This window comes from Comamonas sp. (assembly GCF_036666375.1).
Classification (GTDB): domain Bacteria; phylum Pseudomonadota; class Gammaproteobacteria; order Burkholderiales; family Burkholderiaceae_C; genus Comamonas.
Genome location: NZ_JAVWWA010000120.1, coordinates 1 through 15,069, shown reverse-complemented (window position 1 = coordinate 15,069; position 15,069 = coordinate 1). Strand labels below are relative to the sequence as shown.

General features: G+C 65.4%; 14 protein-coding genes. 5 read left to right on the top strand and 9 right to left on the bottom strand.

Features of this window, described 5'->3' with window-relative positions; translation table 11 throughout:
* Positions 1–15: 15 nt before the first annotated feature.
* From RR928_RS21395 to RR928_RS21385, 3 genes are all read right to left on the bottom strand, one after another.
* Entirely contained in the window at positions 16–720 is a 705-nt protein-coding gene (locus RR928_RS21395; RefSeq protein ID WP_332548727.1) for a glutathione S-transferase N-terminal domain-containing protein, read from the bottom strand.
* 95 nt (positions 721–815) lie between these two features.
* Positions 816–1,382: a DUF1439 domain-containing protein gene (locus RR928_RS21390; RefSeq protein ID WP_332538230.1), complete on the bottom strand. Its 567-nt coding sequence runs from the start codon at positions 1,380–1,382 to the stop codon at positions 816–818.
* A gap of 187 nt (positions 1,383–1,569) precedes the next feature.
* Positions 1,570–2,535 carry a Bug family tripartite tricarboxylate transporter substrate binding protein gene (locus RR928_RS21385; protein WP_442881509.1) on the bottom strand — a complete coding sequence of 322 codons (966 nt, stop codon included), beginning with the start codon at positions 2,533–2,535 and terminating at the stop codon, positions 1,570–1,572.
* A gap of 383 nt (positions 2,536–2,918) precedes the next feature.
* On the opposite strand from RR928_RS21385, the gene RR928_RS21380 reads away from it, so the two are divergent.
* On the top strand, positions 2,919–3,989 hold the full coding sequence (locus RR928_RS21380) for a porin (RefSeq protein WP_332538228.1): 1,071 nt from the start codon (positions 2,919–2,921) through the stop codon (positions 3,987–3,989).
* A gap of 130 nt (positions 3,990–4,119) precedes the next feature.
* Positions 4,120–4,764 (top strand): DUF924 family protein, encoded by a 645-nt coding sequence (locus tag RR928_RS21375; RefSeq protein WP_332538227.1) that lies wholly within the window; start codon positions 4,120–4,122, stop codon positions 4,762–4,764.
* A gap of 4 nt (positions 4,765–4,768) precedes the next feature.
* Here RR928_RS21375 and RR928_RS21370 read toward each other — a convergent pair whose 3' ends face one another.
* The 4 genes from RR928_RS21370 to RR928_RS21355 form a co-directional block, all read right to left on the bottom strand.
* Entirely contained in the window at positions 4,769–5,845 is a 1,077-nt protein-coding gene (locus RR928_RS21370; RefSeq protein WP_332538225.1) for an acyltransferase family protein, read from the bottom strand.
* Positions 5,846–6,398: 553 nt separating this feature from the next.
* The gene (locus RR928_RS21365) at positions 6,399–6,650 is read right to left on the bottom strand and encodes a hypothetical protein (protein WP_332538224.1); all 252 of its coding nucleotides are present in this window, start codon (positions 6,648–6,650) and stop codon (positions 6,399–6,401) included.
* Between the two features lie 113 nt (positions 6,651–6,763).
* The gene (locus RR928_RS21360) at positions 6,764–7,516 is read right to left on the bottom strand and encodes a tRNA-uridine aminocarboxypropyltransferase (protein WP_332538223.1); all 753 of its coding nucleotides are present in this window, start codon (positions 7,514–7,516) and stop codon (positions 6,764–6,766) included.
* Complete coding sequence (locus tag RR928_RS21355; protein ID WP_332538222.1) at positions 7,516–8,121, bottom strand: class I SAM-dependent methyltransferase; 606 nt, start codon at positions 8,119–8,121, stop codon at positions 7,516–7,518. Before RR928_RS21355 ends, RR928_RS21360 begins: the two co-directional genes overlap by 1 nt.
* Before the next feature lie 238 nt (positions 8,122–8,359).
* On the opposite strand from RR928_RS21355, the gene RR928_RS21350 reads away from it, so the two are divergent.
* The gene (locus RR928_RS21350) at positions 8,360–8,950 is read left to right on the top strand and encodes a ferritin-like domain-containing protein (protein ID WP_332538221.1); all 591 of its coding nucleotides are present in this window, start codon (positions 8,360–8,362) and stop codon (positions 8,948–8,950) included.
* Positions 8,951–9,073: 123 nt separating this feature from the next.
* Positions 9,074–11,482, top strand: a complete 2,409-nt coding sequence (locus tag RR928_RS21345) for a penicillin-binding protein 1A (RefSeq protein ID WP_332538220.1) — start codon at positions 9,074–9,076, stop codon at positions 11,480–11,482.
* A 4-nt stretch (positions 11,483–11,486) separates the two neighbouring features.
* On the opposite strand, the gene RR928_RS21340 is transcribed toward RR928_RS21345, so the two are convergent.
* Together RR928_RS21340 and RR928_RS21335 are read right to left on the bottom strand one after the other, a co-directional pair.
* Positions 11,487–12,440: a hypothetical protein gene (locus tag RR928_RS21340; RefSeq protein WP_332684167.1), complete on the bottom strand. Its 954-nt coding sequence runs from the start codon at positions 12,438–12,440 to the stop codon at positions 11,487–11,489.
* Entirely contained in the window at positions 12,437–13,885 is a 1,449-nt protein-coding gene (locus tag RR928_RS21335) for a glycosyltransferase (RefSeq protein ID WP_332538217.1), read from the bottom strand. The genes RR928_RS21340 and RR928_RS21335 overlap by 4 nt, the downstream gene beginning before the upstream one ends.
* 327 nt (positions 13,886–14,212) lie before the next feature.
* Between RR928_RS21335 and RR928_RS21330 the strand changes: the two genes are divergently transcribed.
* The coding region (locus tag RR928_RS21330; protein ID WP_332684165.1) for a sodium:solute symporter family transporter at positions 14,213–15,069 on the top strand (857 nt) is incomplete at its 3' end.

Genomic DNA, 15,069 nt, shown 5'->3' with positions numbered 1-15,069 from the left:
GCTAGGCGCGCCCCGCTAGCCGCGCGCCGGAATTTCCAGCCCGCGCTGGACGGCGGGGCGCTCCAGCCATTTTTCCAGCACGCGGCGCAGCTGGCCGTAGCGTTCCCAGCCGACGATGTCCGCGGCCTCGTAGAAGCCCACCAGGTTGCGCACCCAGGGCAGGATGGCGATGTCGGCAATGGTGTAGTCGCGGCCCATGATCCAGTCGCGGCCTTCGAGCCGCTGGTCCAGCACCTGCAGCAGGCGCTGGGCCTCGGCGACATAGCGGTCGCGTGGACGCTTGTCTTCGTATTCCTTGCCCGCGAAGCGGTGGAAGAAGCCGAGCTGGCCGAACATCGGGCCCACGCCGCCCATCTGGAACATCAGCCACTGCAGCGTCTCGTAGCGCGCGCCCGCATCGCGGGGAATGAACTGCCCGGTCTTCTCGGCAAGATAGACCAGGATGGCGCCCGACTCGAACAGCGCCAGCGGCTTGCCGTCCGGACCGTTGGGGTCGAGGATGGCCGGAATCTTGTTGTTCGGATTCAGCGACAGGAATTCAGGCGACATCTGGTCCTGGCTGTCGAAACGCACGGTATGCGGCTCATAGGCCAGACCGGTCTCCTCGAGCATGATCGACACCTTGACGCCATTGGGCGTGGGCAGCGAGTACAGCTGCAGGCGTTCGGGGTGCTGCGGCGGCCATTTGCGGGTGATGGGAAACGCGGACAGATCGGTCATGGGCATAGGGGCTGGGTTGCAATGAACAAACGACTGCCGGCAGGGCAGTCCCCTGGGACTGCGCCTGGCGCAGGCCCAGGTGCATGGTACGCGCCTCAGCGCGCCGGCGTCTTGCGGTCCAGCGCAATCTCCAGGCCCTGGGGCGTGACGCGCATCACGCCGGGCTGCAGGTCGAGCGAATCCATCAGCGCCGTGTCCTTTTCCTGCATCTGGTAAAGCACCATGTCGCCCAGCGCCTGCTCGGCAATGGAGTTGCCGTAGGTGTTGAGCATCTCGGCCAGCGCGGGCGGCAGGCCGTCGAGCGCAAGGCTGTGGACCTTGACGCGCTGGGCGCGCACCGTGCGATCGGCGGGCTCATAACGCAGGCCGAAATCGGCCTCCATGCGGCCGTCGTAGCCCTGCTTGAGCACCGGGCCCGAAAGATGGGCCGTGAACTGCGCCTTGATCAGGTCCTGCTGGGGCAGCAGCTGCAGCTGCGGCGCCTGCAACTGCAACTGCAGCAGTCCCGCGACGGGATAAGGCCGGGGAAAGCGCTGGGCCACGGCCTGCTGGAGCTTCTCCGCGGAAACGATCACATTGCGCGGCATGGACTTGCCCGAACAAGCGGTGGACAGCAGTGTGGCGGAGACCAGGGAACTGAGCAGGAAACGGCGGCGAAGCATGGCGAACAAACCCGTGAGAGAAGCGACGAAAACCGGCAAGGATAGCGCCCCCGCTGCGCGGAACAGGCGACTGTGGATGATTTTTCGTGCTCGAAACCCGCGCAAAGTTCCCCGCGCGCCGTAGTAACAAAAAATCCGCCAGGCCCCAAAGAGGGCCAGGCGGATCTGCGGGCTGCGAGGACGGCGTTTATTGCGGCGCGATCTTGGCGGCTTTGATCACTTCACCCCAGCGCTTGACTTCCGAGGCGAGCAGCGCCGAAGCCTCCTGGGGCGTGCTGGGCTGGGCTTCCACATTCAGGTCGTGGAGCTTTTTCTTCACATCGGGCGAGTTCAACGCGGCGACGATCACCTGATTGAGCTTGGCAATGACCGGCGCGGGCGTCTTCGCCGGCGCGGCCAGGCCGTTCCAGCTGCGCGCCACATAGCCGGGCAGGCCGGCTTCCTTGGTGGTCGGCACGTCGGGCAGCACGGCCGCGCGCTTGTCGCTGGTCACGGCCAGCGCGCGCAGCGCCTTGGACTGGATCTGCGTGAGCACCGGCGCGACGATTTCCACGGCCGCGTCGATCTGGCCGCCGCGCAGCGCGGTGACCACGGCGGGCGTGCCGTTGAAAGGAACGATCTGCACATCGACACCAGCCGCCGACTTGAACATTTCCGCGGTCAGATGCTGGGTGCTGCCGACATTGATCGAGCCCAGATTCAGTTTGCCGGGGTTGGCCTTGGCAAAGGCCAGCAGCTCGCCAAAGGTCTTGAAGCGCGAGTTGGCCGCAGTGACCACGGCCAGATCGAAGTAGCCCAGCGTGGAGACCGGGGCGAAATCCTGCAGCGTCTTGAACGGCAGCGACTTGAACAGGCCTTCGCTCACGGCCGTGCCGTTGGACATCAGCAGCAAGGTATGGCCATCGGGCTCGGCCTTGGCGACGGTGTCGCCGGCGACGATGCCGCCCGCGCCCGGCTTGTTCTCGATCACCACGGCCTGGCCCAGCGATTCCGCCATCTTCTGCGCCACGACGCGCGCGGTCACGTCGGCCACGCCGCCCGCGCCGAACGGCACGATGATGCGCACCGCCTTGGTCGGGAAACTCTGCGCGAAGGCCATGGGCGTAAAGAGCGCGGTGGCCACCAGGGCGCCGAGCAACTGCTTGAATTTCATAGCTGTCTGTCCGTGAATCGTTGAACAAGCCCGCTGTCCGCAACGCGCATCGGGGCGCAATGGACAAGGCTGAAAGCGCCGCCGAAGGTATAACGAAAGCGCATAGCGTTTGCCCAGCATTATTGGGCTTGTGTGAACAGAATTGGAAAAATTCCCACAAGTGAAAACCCTTGCTTTTGGGGATGGAAAGATATTCCACCTCTGAAATATGCAGGGCATCTGGAGGTCTCTTGCCTTTGTCACATGCGGATTCAGCATCGAATTCCATGGTCCGGCAGCTGTAAGCGGCATATCAGCTATGCCAATTTCATCTATCTCCAAATAGAAAACGCCGACAAACTCCAACCCTGCTGTTACCCAAAATTACATCAAGGAGACACGACATGCACAAAATTTCAGCACTCGCGCTGTTGACCCTCAGCGCATCGATGCCGGTCCTGGCGCAAAGCCAGAGCAACCTCACGGTCTACGGCATTCTGGATGCCGCCGTGCGCACGCAAAGCGGCCTGACTGCAGGCTATGCCGGCGCGCCCAACCGCACCAGCGTCGTCAACAGCGGTGTCGGCCCCACGAGCCGCTGGGGTCTGCGCGGCCAGGAAGACCTGGGCGACGGCCTCAAAGCCACGTTCAACCTCGAATCCACGCTGGGCGTGGACGCCGGCAGCTCCGGCTCGGCCGCAGGCTTCTTCGATCGCGCCGCCGTGCTGGGCCTGGCCGGCAACTGGGGTGCGGTGACCGCGGGTCGCCAGAACACGCTGGTCGCGGACGCCGTCATCCCTACGGACCCCATAGGCATGCGCTTCGCGGGCCTGAACCCCAACATCCAGGTCACCAGCCTCACGGGCCACCGTCTGGGCATCGAATACGGCGCGACCAATACCAACGCCGCTTCCAACCGCGTCAACAACTCGGTCAAGTATTCGGGCACCTTTGGCGGTCTGACGGCTCGCGCGATGTACAGCTTTGGTGAGTCCGCCGTGTCCAGCACGCGCCAGGACTCCAAGGGCCTGGGCCTGAACTACACGGTGGGCGGCATCGTGGTCACCAGCGCCTACACGCAGTTCCACGACGCCAACGGCCTGGAACTCGACGCTGCCAGCATCGGTGGCGCCTGGTCCACCGGCAACCTGCGCCTGATGCTCAACTACGGCCGCAACCAGGGCGATACGACCGGCACCACGCAAACCACCAACAAGGTGCTGTCGCTGGGCGCCAACTACGCGTTCAACAGCCAATGGAGCCTCAATGGCGGCTACTACAAGGTGGACCGCGAGCGCACCGGCCTGAACGACGACGGCTTCACGCGCCTGATCGGCTTCCTCGACTACAGCCTGTCGCGCCGCACCAAGCTCTTCCTCGAAATGGACACCACCAAGTGGAAGGGCAACTACCAGGGCGCAGGCAACAAGGCGCGCTCCAGCGGCGTGAGCCTGGGCGTCACCCACTCGTTCTGATCGCCGCCCGCAGGCGGTTTGCGATGGCGCCCGGCAACGGGCGCCATCTTTGTTTTGGAGCATGACCTACGCCGACCGGCTGGCGCGGGCCGTCACAATGGAAGACCCTGTTGCTTACGGATAACCGCCCATGTCTGACGTTTCTTCCACCGCCCTGCGCGCGGGCAACGACCCGCGCATTGCCGAAGTCCTGACCTACTGGCTTGGCGCCGCAGCGCCCACCGATGCCGATGCGCATGCGCGCCAGTCGCTGTGGTTCACCAAGTCGGCGGACACCGATGCCGAGATCGGCCGGAGATTTGGCCCTCTGGTCGAAGAGGCGCTCTCGGGCGCGCTCGATGGCTGGGCCGAGACCGCGCGCGGACGGCTGGCGCTGATCCTGCTGCTCGACCAGTTCACGCGCAACCTGTTTCGCGGCACGCCCAAGAGCTTTGCGGGCGACGCCCAGGCGCTGCAGCTGGCCCTCGACGGCATTCTTGCCGGCCACGACATGGCGCCGGACATTCCCAGCATGGCGCGCATCTTCTGCTACCTGCCGCTGGAACATGCCGAGGACGGGCCGCTGCAGGCGCAGAGCGTGGCGGCGTTCGGCAAGCTGCATGAACTCGCCGCCCCCGAACTGCGCGGCTTCTTCGCCGCAACGCTGGACTACGCGCTCAAGCACCAGGAAGTGATCACGCGCTTCGGCCGCTTTCCGCACCGCAACCCTATCCTGGGCCGCCCCAGCACTGCGGCCGAGAAGGAGTATCTCGCGCAGCCGGGCGCAGGGTTCTGAGCCTTCAGCCCGCGGTTGCCGCGACGCCGGGGCGTTGATCGGCAACCCGCTTGGGGCGGTCACGCCAGCGCAAGGCCCAGCGCTCTATCGTGTAGAACGACAGCGCCGACAGCGCCACCGAGATCGCCAGGCCGGCAACCACCACCACGGGCCAGGAGTATTCGGCGCGCAGATAGCGCACCACCGGATAGTGCCAGAGGTAGACGCCGTACGACAGCCGGCCCAGGTGCACCAGCAACGGCGCCTGGAACATCTCGTAGACCAGGCCGCGCTGCTGCTGCACCGCGACCAGCAGCACCAGCGCCGCGCATTCGACAACCGTGAGGCCCCAGACCATCACTGCCTGGTTGTCCCATTCAAGGCGCATCAGCAGGGGAATCGCCAGCGGCAGCCACATGACATGCGGCATGCGCTTTTGCAGCGCCTGTATCCATGACGGCTTTTCAATCACCAGCGCCGCCAGCAGGCTGCCGGCGAGCAGGCCCGAAGCGCGCGTGTCGAAGCGGAAGAAGATTTCGTAGAAATGCTGGCCCTGGCCCACCCAGAACAGGCGCCACAGCGTGCTGAGCACCCACAGCAGCAGGATGGGCCGCCAGAGCTTTCCGGCCTGGGTCTTGCGCAGCAACAGCACCAGCAGCGGCGGCCAGATCAGATAGAAATGCTCCTCGACGGACAGCGACCACATGTGCAGCAGCGTCTCGGGGCTGTCGAAGAAGGCGATGCCGTAATCGGCAAGGTACAGCGCGGACACCAGCGCGTCCTGGTGGATGTCGTCGAGATCCGGCCACAGCAGCGGCGCGATCAGGCAATAGGCGGCAAGAAACAGCAGCAGCGCAGGCATCAGCCGGAAGAAGCGGCGCCGGTAGAAACGCCAGTAATCGAGGCGCTCGTTGCTCTGGAACTCCTGCAGCAGCAAGGAGGTGATCAGGAATCCGCTGAGGACAAAGAAAAGATCGACGCCCAGGAACGCGCCCTCGAACATCGGCACATGTGCATGGGATAGCAGCACCAGCACGATCGCCACGCCACGCAAGCCGTCGAGCGCGGGGTTGTAGCGCAGTTTGAAGTCTTGCAAAGCCAAACCGGAATTACCTTTCATCCATCCGGGCCTGGCCCGAATCATTCATTTGGGAAAGAGCATGCAAGCCGCCGGACGGCACTCAGGCACGCCCGACCAGCGCTGGCCGAGGCAGCCAGTGCAGAAAACAACGGCACAGGAGGAGACAGCGGTAGAAATCCGCGCAGCGTGCGCAGGCCCTGCAAATGCTGCGGCCCGTTCAAGCGGTGGCACAGCGTTGCAGCCGATGGATAACCCAGAGGGTACCTGGCCGGCTGAAAGATCAGCGTTTTTTCATTCTAACCACGGTTCTGCCTCAGAACCTTGCTAGCAAATTTAAGAGCAAGCCAAATGCCGGGCAAGGGAAAAAAGCCTACAACGCATGTAAGAAATAGTAGGAACCCGCAGGGCTCACGGGCCAATGGAAAGCACCGAACGGGGCCGGCAGCCATCGCGCAAAACCGTGGAGATGTATCGAATGAAAAATGATGCAACGCGGGGCCTGCGGTTGCCGCCGTGCGGGCACGGGTGCCTGCGGGCACCCAAGCAGCATGGGCCTGCGGCCCATGCTGGACGTTCAGCGCTTGACTACCGACCAGCCCGCGTGCAGGTTCTGCTTGTCGTTCTCATAGTCCCAGATCGTGCCGCAGCGGTCGCACTGGTAACGCGTGACGGTCACCTGGCCCGAAGCGCGCTCTTCCTTGCGGTTGCCATGCTGTGCCAGTTCGACATGGCCTTTGGCACGGCGCCAGTTTTGCTGTATTCCTTCGCAGGAACTGCACATGGGCTCGGGCGTGTTGGCGGGTGTGGAGGAGCGTTCTTGGGTCATGGGGCGGGGAATAAAAAGTGGCGGGAGTCAGCGCAGCGCACAACGACCCCAAGGGGCGTGATTGTGCCGCAAGCCCCGGCCCGAGCGCATGGCAGGGTGAAAGCGCGCCGCGCTCAGGGCGCGACCGCAGTCCCGTTCAGCGCGCGCAAAGCCCGGTGCGCCGCGCTGTCGAGGTCGGGCGCAAGCTGGTGCTTGGCCTGCAGGTAATGGTGGGTGAACATGTCGAAATAGGCTTCGAGCGTCTGCGCGGCACGCGTGTCGCCGCCCAGCTCAAGGCACAGCGCCGCGACTTCGGCGGTGCAGAAATGATCGGAGCGCGTCGAGCGCCGCAACTGGTAGCGCGACACCTGCTCGGCCAGCAGGCTCAGCACCGGGAAGCGCTCCAGATAAGGGCTCTTGCGGAACATCTTGCGCGCTTCGGGCCAGGTCGCGTCGAGCAGCACGAACAGCGGGCGCTTGCCTGCATCGGCTGCGGGCACCACGGCATGCACCACGCGCTCTGGCGCCACATACTCACCGGGAAACACCACATAGGGCTGCCACTGCGGATCGGCCAGCAGCGCCAGCAGCGCCGGGTCGACTTCGGTGCGCGCCCAGCCAAACGCAAACGTGTCCTGCACCACATCGGCCACCAGCCAGCCGGTGTTGCTGGGCTTGAGCGGTTCGATATCGGCCATCAGCAGGCACACGCCCGCCTGCGTGGCCTGGGTCGGGCGCAGTGCACACAGGCAATGGCTGGGACGCAGCCGGCAGCCTGCACAGCGCTCGCCGCGCGGTCCCCCGCGCGCCAGGAACGGCTTGACGCTGCGTGCCAGGCGCGCGCTGCGCAGACGCGAGACCGCGTGGGGCGTGACGTCCGGGGCCATCAGCGCGCCGCGCACTCGAGTTCGAACAGCGGCACTTCGGCGTCGCGCTGCAGCCAGATGCCGCCGCCCAGCTCGGTGAAGCCCTGCGACAGGCCGCGCCGGTACAGTTCCGCGCGATGGCGGAACAGCCGCGGGTCGGTCAGCGTCTCGTCAAGGATGTCGCGCTCCCAATCTTCATGCGACACCGCTTCGATATACAGCGCGCCCTGGCTCAGGGCGGCGAAGTTGTGCAGCGCGCGCTTGAGGTCGGCAGCGCTCAGATAGGGCAGAACGCCCTGGCAGATGACGAAGTCGAACGGCTGCTCGGCACGATAGTCGACCACCGAGCCGCGCTCCCAGCCAAAGCGCTCGCACAGATAGGCGCTGTATTCGACGCCGTGGAACGTGGCCTGCGGGAAATGCCGCGCGATGATGTCGCGCCACAGGCCTATGCCGCAGCCGACATCGAGCACGCGCCGCACGGGCACGCGCAGGTATTTGAGGTAGCTGCAGACGAAGCTGCCCAGCCGCTCCATGTGCTGGGGGTCGACCACGCTGGTTTTCTTGTCGAAATAGTAGCGTTCGTAATACGCCTCGTCGAACCAACTGTCACTCGCAGATTTCACGCACTCTCCTCGGGCCATGCCGGCGCGCCGACAGCGGGCAAGACATTTGCCCCAGGGATTCGAGTATCGCGCAGCGCCCGGCCAGCGCGCTGGCGTCGGGTCTTTCCGGCGTGCGCGCGGCCGCGCGGCTCAATCGCGGTTTTTTCAGGGTTGGCGATGCGCAGTTTTCCCACAGACGGCCTCTGCGCCCGCTTTTAATCTGTATGCAAAGCCTTGCCGGCAGGAATGGAGACCCGACATGAAACAGTCCAGCTCGGCGCCTCGCGGTGCCTACCAGTCGCGGCAAGCCGCCGCTTCGGCAACGCGCGAGCGCCTGGCATTGGACCAGGCCGCGATCGAGGTCGCCAAGAGCGATCTGCAGGCCGGCGCCGTCACCCCGCATTTCGGCCCCTGGCGCGAAGAGATCATCGGCCTGCTCAATGACGCGCTGGCCACCGAATGGGTCTGCGTGCTGCGCTACAAGCGCCACCATTTCACCGCCGTGGGCCTGGCCTCGCCCGCGATTGCCAGCGAATTCCTGGTGCATGCGAACGACGAGGCCCGGCATGCCGACTGGCTTGCGCGGCGCATCGTGCAGCTTGGCGGCGAACCCGACTTCAACCCCGACACGCTGAGCCAGCGCAGCCATGCGAGCTACAGCGCGGCGCGCGAACTGCAGGCCATGATCCGCGCCAACCTGATCGCCGAACGCGTGGCCATCGAGGCCTACAGCCAGATGATCACGCTGATCGGCGACAAGGACCCGACCACACGCCGACTGATCGAAGCCATCCTGGAGCAGGAACAGCACCACGCCGAAGAACTCGCGGACTGGCTGGCCCCGGCATAACGCCACGCGCGACAAGGCCAAAACGGCGCCGCCAGAGGTGCGGCCGCGCGCCTGAAGCAGCTTCGCCTTTTTTCAGCCACACTGCGCGCTTTGTATTCCCAGCAGCCTGGCCTGCTCAGCACTGTGCGTTTTTCCGTGAATGACTTGAAGCTGCCCGCCCGCGCGGCGGCCGCCTGGCAACAGGTGCAGGCCTGGCCGCACTGGCCCAGCCGCGAACGCCTGGCTGCGCTGCGCCGGCCCACGCGCAGACAACTGGCCTGGGGCCTGGCCGCCCTGCCCTTGCTGGGCCTGCTGTATGTGCTGATATTGATTCCGTTCACGCCCGGCATCAGCGACATCCGCAAGGCCAGGCTGGAGCAGCCGGCGCAGATCCTGAGCCAGGACGGCAAGGAAATCGCGGTCTTCAAGCGCAGCAACCGCGACTGGGTCGCGCTCGATCAGATTTCCCCGGCCGTGGTCAAGGCGCTGATCGCGACCGAAGACCACCGCTTCTACGCACACCATGGGCTCGACTGGCGGCGCACGGCGTCGTCGCTGGTCTACACGCTGGGTGGCGACCGCCAGGGCGGCTCGACCATCACCCAGCAGCTCGCGCGCAACCTCTACCCGGCAGAAATCGGCCGCGCGCCCACGCTCACGCGCAAGCTCAAGGAAGCGATCACGGCGTTCAAGATCGAGGCGCTGTACACCAAGGACGAAATCCTCGAGACCTATCTGAACACTGTGCCTTTCCTCTACAACGCCTATGGCATAGAGATGGCGGCGCGCACCTATTTCGACAAATCGGCCAAGCAGCTGAGCGTGCTCGAATCGGCGACACTGGTCGGCATGCTCAAGGGCACGAGCTATTACAACCCGGTGCTCAATCCCGAGCGCTCGGTCGCACGGCGCAACACCGTGCTGGCGCAGATGGTCAAGCGCGAGGAGCTCGACGCCGCGACCTTCGCCCAGCTGAAGAAACGCCCGCTGCGCATCGACTTCGAGCGCCAGGAAGAGCCCACGGGCCCCGCGCCCCACTTCGCGCAGCAGCTGCGCAAATGGCTCATTTCGTGGGCCGACAAGAACGACTACAACATCTACACCGACGGGCTGGTGGTGCACACCACGCTCGATGCGCAGCTCCAGGCCTGGGCCAACCAGGCCGTGGCGCGCCAGGGCCGCACGCTCCAAGGCATAGCCGATGCGGGCTGGAACCAGCGCGGCGGCTGGAATGCCGACAACCCCCTGGTGCAGACGCTGGTGCGCGAGTCCGACGAATTCCGCAAGTCGGAACTCGAACCCGAGCCGGCCCTGCAGGCGCTGCTCAAGGACAAGGCCTTCATGCGCCGGCTGCGCATGCAGAAGACGCGGCCCGAGGCCGGCCTGCTGGCCATGGATCCCACGACCGGAGCGGTGCGCGCCTGGGTCGGCAGCCGCGACTTCGCAGTCGACGGTTTCGACCATGTGCAGCAGGCACGCCGCCAGCCAGGCTCGACATTCAAGCCCTTCGTCTACGGCGCCGCGCTGCAGCAGGGCCTGCACGCCGATGACAAGCGGCCCGACCAGGCCGTCGAAATCCACCTTGCCGGCGGCGAAGTCTGGCGCCCCAGCGATGCCGGCCCGCCCAGCGGCAAGGAGATGACGCTGGCCGACGCGCTGGCCTATTCCAAGAACACCATCACCGCCGCGCTGATGCAGGAAGTCGGCGTGAACAAGGTCGTGCAGCTCGCGCGCGCGCTGGGCGTGCGCCAGAGCCCGCTCGAGCCCGTGCCCGCGCTGGCGCTGGGCAGCAGCCCGGTGACGCTCAAGGAAATGGTCAGCGCCTACGGCACGCTGGCCAATGGCGGCAGCTACCGCGAGCCGATGTGGGTCACGCGCATCGAGAACCGCGACGGCGAAGTGCTGGCCGAATTCGTACCCACGGCGCCCGAACAGGCGCTGGACGGCAACCTTAGCTACACGCTGGTCGACATGCTGCGCGGCGTGGTCGACAAGGGCACGGCGCGCGCCATTCGCCAGCAGTACGGCATACGCGCCGATGTCGCGGGCAAGACCGGCACCACGCAGGGCAATGCCGACGGCTGGTTCATCCTGATGCATCCCGAGCTGGTGGTCGGCGCCTGGGCCGGATTCAACGACGGCCGCATCAGCCTGCGCAACGACCACTGGGGCCAGGGCGCGCGCAGCGCGCTGCCCATGGTCGGCGACCTGACCGCGCGCGCCTTGCGCGCGCGCGCCATCGACGCCCGAGCCAAGTTCACCGCGCCCGAGCAAAGCCACTGGTGGAGCGATCTGGGCGCGGCGCTGCGCACGCGCTGGGACAGCTGGTGGCCTGCGGCCCAGCCGCAGCCCGAGGCATCGCCGCGCAAGCGCGCCGAGCCGGCACCCGCGCCCGTCGAGCCGGTACCGGCGCCCGATACCGCCGCCGAACGCATCACTGTCGTTCCCGCGACGGGCCTGCCCATGCCGACGGAAACGATAGAGGAAAGCACGCCGCTGCTGCCGCTGACGCCGGGCAGCCTGGGCCAGCCGTGGACGGAGGACGGCCAGTAGGAGACTAGAACGGAATCCGCACCTGCGCCACAAAGCTGGTGTAGCGGTAGCCGTCTTCGGACGCACGCAAGGCAGAAGCATGGTCCTGGCTGGTCTCGAAGCCGACTTTCCACTGCAGCGCAGCGCGCCGCGGTGACGACAGGAAAAGCCCTGCACTCCAGGCCGAATGGCCGCGGCCGTCTATGGACTGGTGCCCGCCGTCGACATTGGCGCTGAGCACCACGCTGTCGTTCAAGGCCGTGCGCCACAGCAGACCCAGCGAGGCTTCGTTGAAGCGCTCGGGCGAGAAGTATTCGGGCCGATAGGGGTTGCTGTTGCGGTAGTGGCGCGTCTTCGCATAGGCATACCAGCCACGCTCCTCGTCGAGCGTGAAAGTCCAGCGCGTGCGCAGCAGGTCGCGCCGGTTGTCGTTCGAGAACCAGCTCGCGCCCGCGGCCACGCCCAGCGACAGGCGCGGATGGAACTGGTGGTCGAGCACCAGCATCGCCGCGTCGTAGTGCAACCCGCTCTCCAGACCGCGGCGCGAATTGACGACATCGCGCTCCAGGCTGACTCCCATTGCGGTCGCAGCGCTGACGTAATACATCGCATCGAGCATGCCCACGGTCAGCGAGTGGCCGGCCGTGCGGTTGGCGCCAAGCTGAGCCTGCCATTGGTATTGCGACGTCTGCTTGCGGTGCGTGACCAACAGGCTGCGACCCGTGGCCGACCAGCCCTGCATGCGGTAGTCCTGCCAGCCCGCTTTCAGGCCCCAGCCCGAAGCCCCCTCGTACTGGGTCCAGGGCTTGAATTCGCTGAAACCGTCTGAATCGTCGCTGGCATCGACACCTGCCGAGACCGCCGGCAGCGGGGCGGCGATGCCCTGGGCTCCCGCCATCGCCGGCAGCAGGCCCGCGAGCCCGCCCAGCCACAGCGCCGTGCGCCAGTGCGCGGACTTCCTTGCGATGCGCTTGTTCATTTGGTCCCCCAGTTCTTGGTGCGGCTGAAAACCTCGCTCACATAGCCCCAGACACAGGCCGGCTGCAGGATGATGCTGTACAGCAGGGAGTAGACGACGAAGCCCACGGGATTGCTGCGCACTTCGAGGCCCTGCTCGGCAAACATCCGCGTCTGGATATGGAAGATCACATAGTTGAGCAGCATGGCCGCAGGCAGCACCAGCAGCGTCATCGGCCCGGCGATCCAGTAGATGCCGAACAGCGCCAGCACCAGGCCGGGAATGAAGAACACGGTGTAGACCAGGTCCAGATAGGGAAACAGCAGATTCCACCAGATGAACAGCAGGCTCATGCGCCACTGGAACAGCATGGGCCAGTGCAGCTTGAAGGCTTCGATCAAGCCGCGCGACCAGCGCTGGCGCTGGCGGATGAACTGGCGCCAGGTGTCGGGTGCATTGGTGAACAGGCAGGCGTTCTCGGCGAAACCCACGCGCCAGCCCTGGCGCAGAATGCCCCAGGTCACGACGATGTCTTCGCCCACCGTATGCGGCCAGCCGCCCATGCCCTTGAGCACTGCGGTGTCATAGGCCGAGAACGCGCCCTGCGCGACCAGCGTGCCCTGGTACATGCTCTGCAGGCGCTTGATGGCCGCGATGCCGTGGAAATAATCCCATTCCTGCACCTTGGTCACCAGGTTGGCGCGCGAATTGCGCACCAGCACCGCGCCGGCCACGGCGCGCGTGTTCGGCGGATCGCTCACATACCGCTGCACCAGATGCAGCAGCGCGTTCTTGAACAGATAGCTGTCGCCATCCACGGTCAACGTGAGCGGCGTGTCCACCAGTTTGAGCGCGGCATTGAGGGCATTGGCCTTGCCGACATTCTTCTCGAGATGCAGCACCTGCAGCCAGGGATAGGAAACCGACTGCAGCTTGGCCAGCGTGCCGTCCGTCGAGCCGTCATTGATGGCGATGACGCGGAATGCTCCGGGGTAGTGCTGGCGGTCTATGCTTTCCAGCGTGGCGAGAATATTCTGCTCCTCGTTGTACGCGGCCACCAGGATGGTGATCGCCGGCAGATCCTGCGGCGCGATATGGGGTCGCACCTGCGGTCGACGATCAAGCAGCAGGCTCACAATCAGAAACGCATTGATGAAGCCCGGAATCACCGCAATGCCGTAGATCGCAAGATAGGCCGGCACGGTGCCGACAATGCGCGAGAAATCCGCTATCCAGGGCTGGGCTATGGTGTGGGCGAAGACGCCCCAGCCAATGCCCAGCAGCAGCGCCACAGTGAATTTGGCACGGACCGGCAAATACCAGCGCGAGCGCGCGGCCGGTGGGGATTCGTCCGCGGGCCGCGGAACCAGCACGTCGGATTCCGGCAGGGCCGGGCCCGGGTCCTGGGGCAAGTCGGGCAGCAGGGCTGCGGGCATGCGGGACTGCGTTGTCGTTTTCGAATCCATGGCGTTCTACCTCCGCAAGGAAGATCAAGGACCCAGCAGATGGACTCGCTGGTCCGCCTATGAAAAAGGGTGTAACGCCCGCTGAACGCACGCAGTACGCCCGGAAATCAAAGATTCAATTGCACACACTGGCTTCATTATCAAACGATCCAAAAATCAAATTCATTTCAATTGTCAAATCGAGTCGATAGCTGATAGCAATCAGCAATCGCACTGAACCCGCGGCTTGCACGCGCGCGGGCATGGGCACGCGGCATTCACTGCCATGAGGGCCGGATGGGCAATCCCCACAATCCAATACCGCCCTCTTCCCACCAAGGAGACGCCATGAACGCGAATCTGCCCACCACCGTCACCTTTGCGGTCTATCTGCTGGCCATGCTGTGCGTAGGCTGGTTAGGCTACCGGGCCACGGCCAATCTGTCGGATTACATCCTTGGCGGGCGCAGCCTGGGCAGCGTGGTCACGGCGCTGTCGGCCGGAGCCTCCGACATGAGCGGCTGGCTGCTCATGGGCCTGCCCGGCGCGGTGTTCGTTTCCGGCCTGTCGGCGTCCTGGATCGCCATCGGCCTGAGCCTGGGCGCTTGGCTCAACTGGCGCTTTGTCGCGGCGCGGCTGCGCGTCTACACCGAGAAAGTCGGCAATGCGCTGACCCTGCCCGACTACTTCACCAACCGCTTCGAAGACGCCAGCCATCTGCTGCGCATCGTCACGGCCCTCGTGATCCTGGTGTTCTTCACGATCTACTGCGCTTCGGGCGTGGTCGCGAGTGCGCGCCTGTTCGAAAGCATGTTCGGCATGGACTACCAGATCGCGCTGTGGGTGGGCGCGTTCGCGACCATGGCCTATGTGTTCGTCGGCGGCTTCCTGGCCGTGAGCTGGACCGACACCATCCAGGCCTCGCTGATGATCACCGCGCTGATCCTCGCGCCGCTGATGGTGATCCATGCCGATGGCGGCCTGGCCGCAAGCCACGCGGCGATCGCTGCGGCACGGCCGCAGGCGCTCGACATGGTGGCTTCGCTCGACGCCATCGCCATCGTCTCGCTGCTCGCCTGGGGACTGGGCTACTTCGGCCAGCCGCACATCCTGGTGCGCTTCATGGCCGCCGAGTCGCTCAGGACCATTCCCAAGGCCAGGCGCATAGGCATGACCTGGATGGTGCTGTGCCTGGGCGGCGCCGT

Coding starts and splice junctions, on each gene's coding strand:
- RR928_RS21395 (WP_332548727.1), bottom strand. CDS start 720: ATGACCGATCTGTCCGCGTTTCCCATCACCCGCAAATGGCCGCCGCAG.
- RR928_RS21390 (WP_332538230.1), bottom strand. CDS start 1,382: ATGCTTCGCCGCCGTTTCCTGCTCAGTTCCCTGGTCTCCGCCACACTG.
- RR928_RS21385 (WP_442881509.1), bottom strand. CDS start 2,535: ATGAAATTCAAGCAGTTGCTCGGCGCCCTGGTGGCCACCGCGCTCTTT.
- RR928_RS21380 (WP_332538228.1), top strand. CDS start 2,919: ATGCACAAAATTTCAGCACTCGCGCTGTTGACCCTCAGCGCATCGATG.
- RR928_RS21375 (WP_332538227.1), top strand. CDS start 4,120: ATGTCTGACGTTTCTTCCACCGCCCTGCGCGCGGGCAACGACCCGCGC.
- RR928_RS21365 (WP_332538224.1), bottom strand. CDS start 6,650: ATGACCCAAGAACGCTCCTCCACACCCGCCAACACGCCCGAGCCCATG.
- RR928_RS21360 (WP_332538223.1), bottom strand. CDS start 7,516: ATGGCCCCGGACGTCACGCCCCACGCGGTCTCGCGTCTGCGCAGCGCG.
- RR928_RS21350 (WP_332538221.1), top strand. CDS start 8,360: ATGAAACAGTCCAGCTCGGCGCCTCGCGGTGCCTACCAGTCGCGGCAA.
- RR928_RS21340 (WP_332684167.1), bottom strand. CDS start 12,440: ATGAACAAGCGCATCGCAAGGAAGTCCGCGCACTGGCGCACGGCGCTG.
- RR928_RS21335 (WP_332538217.1), bottom strand. CDS start 13,885: ATGGATTCGAAAACGACAACGCAGTCCCGCATGCCCGCAGCCCTGCTG.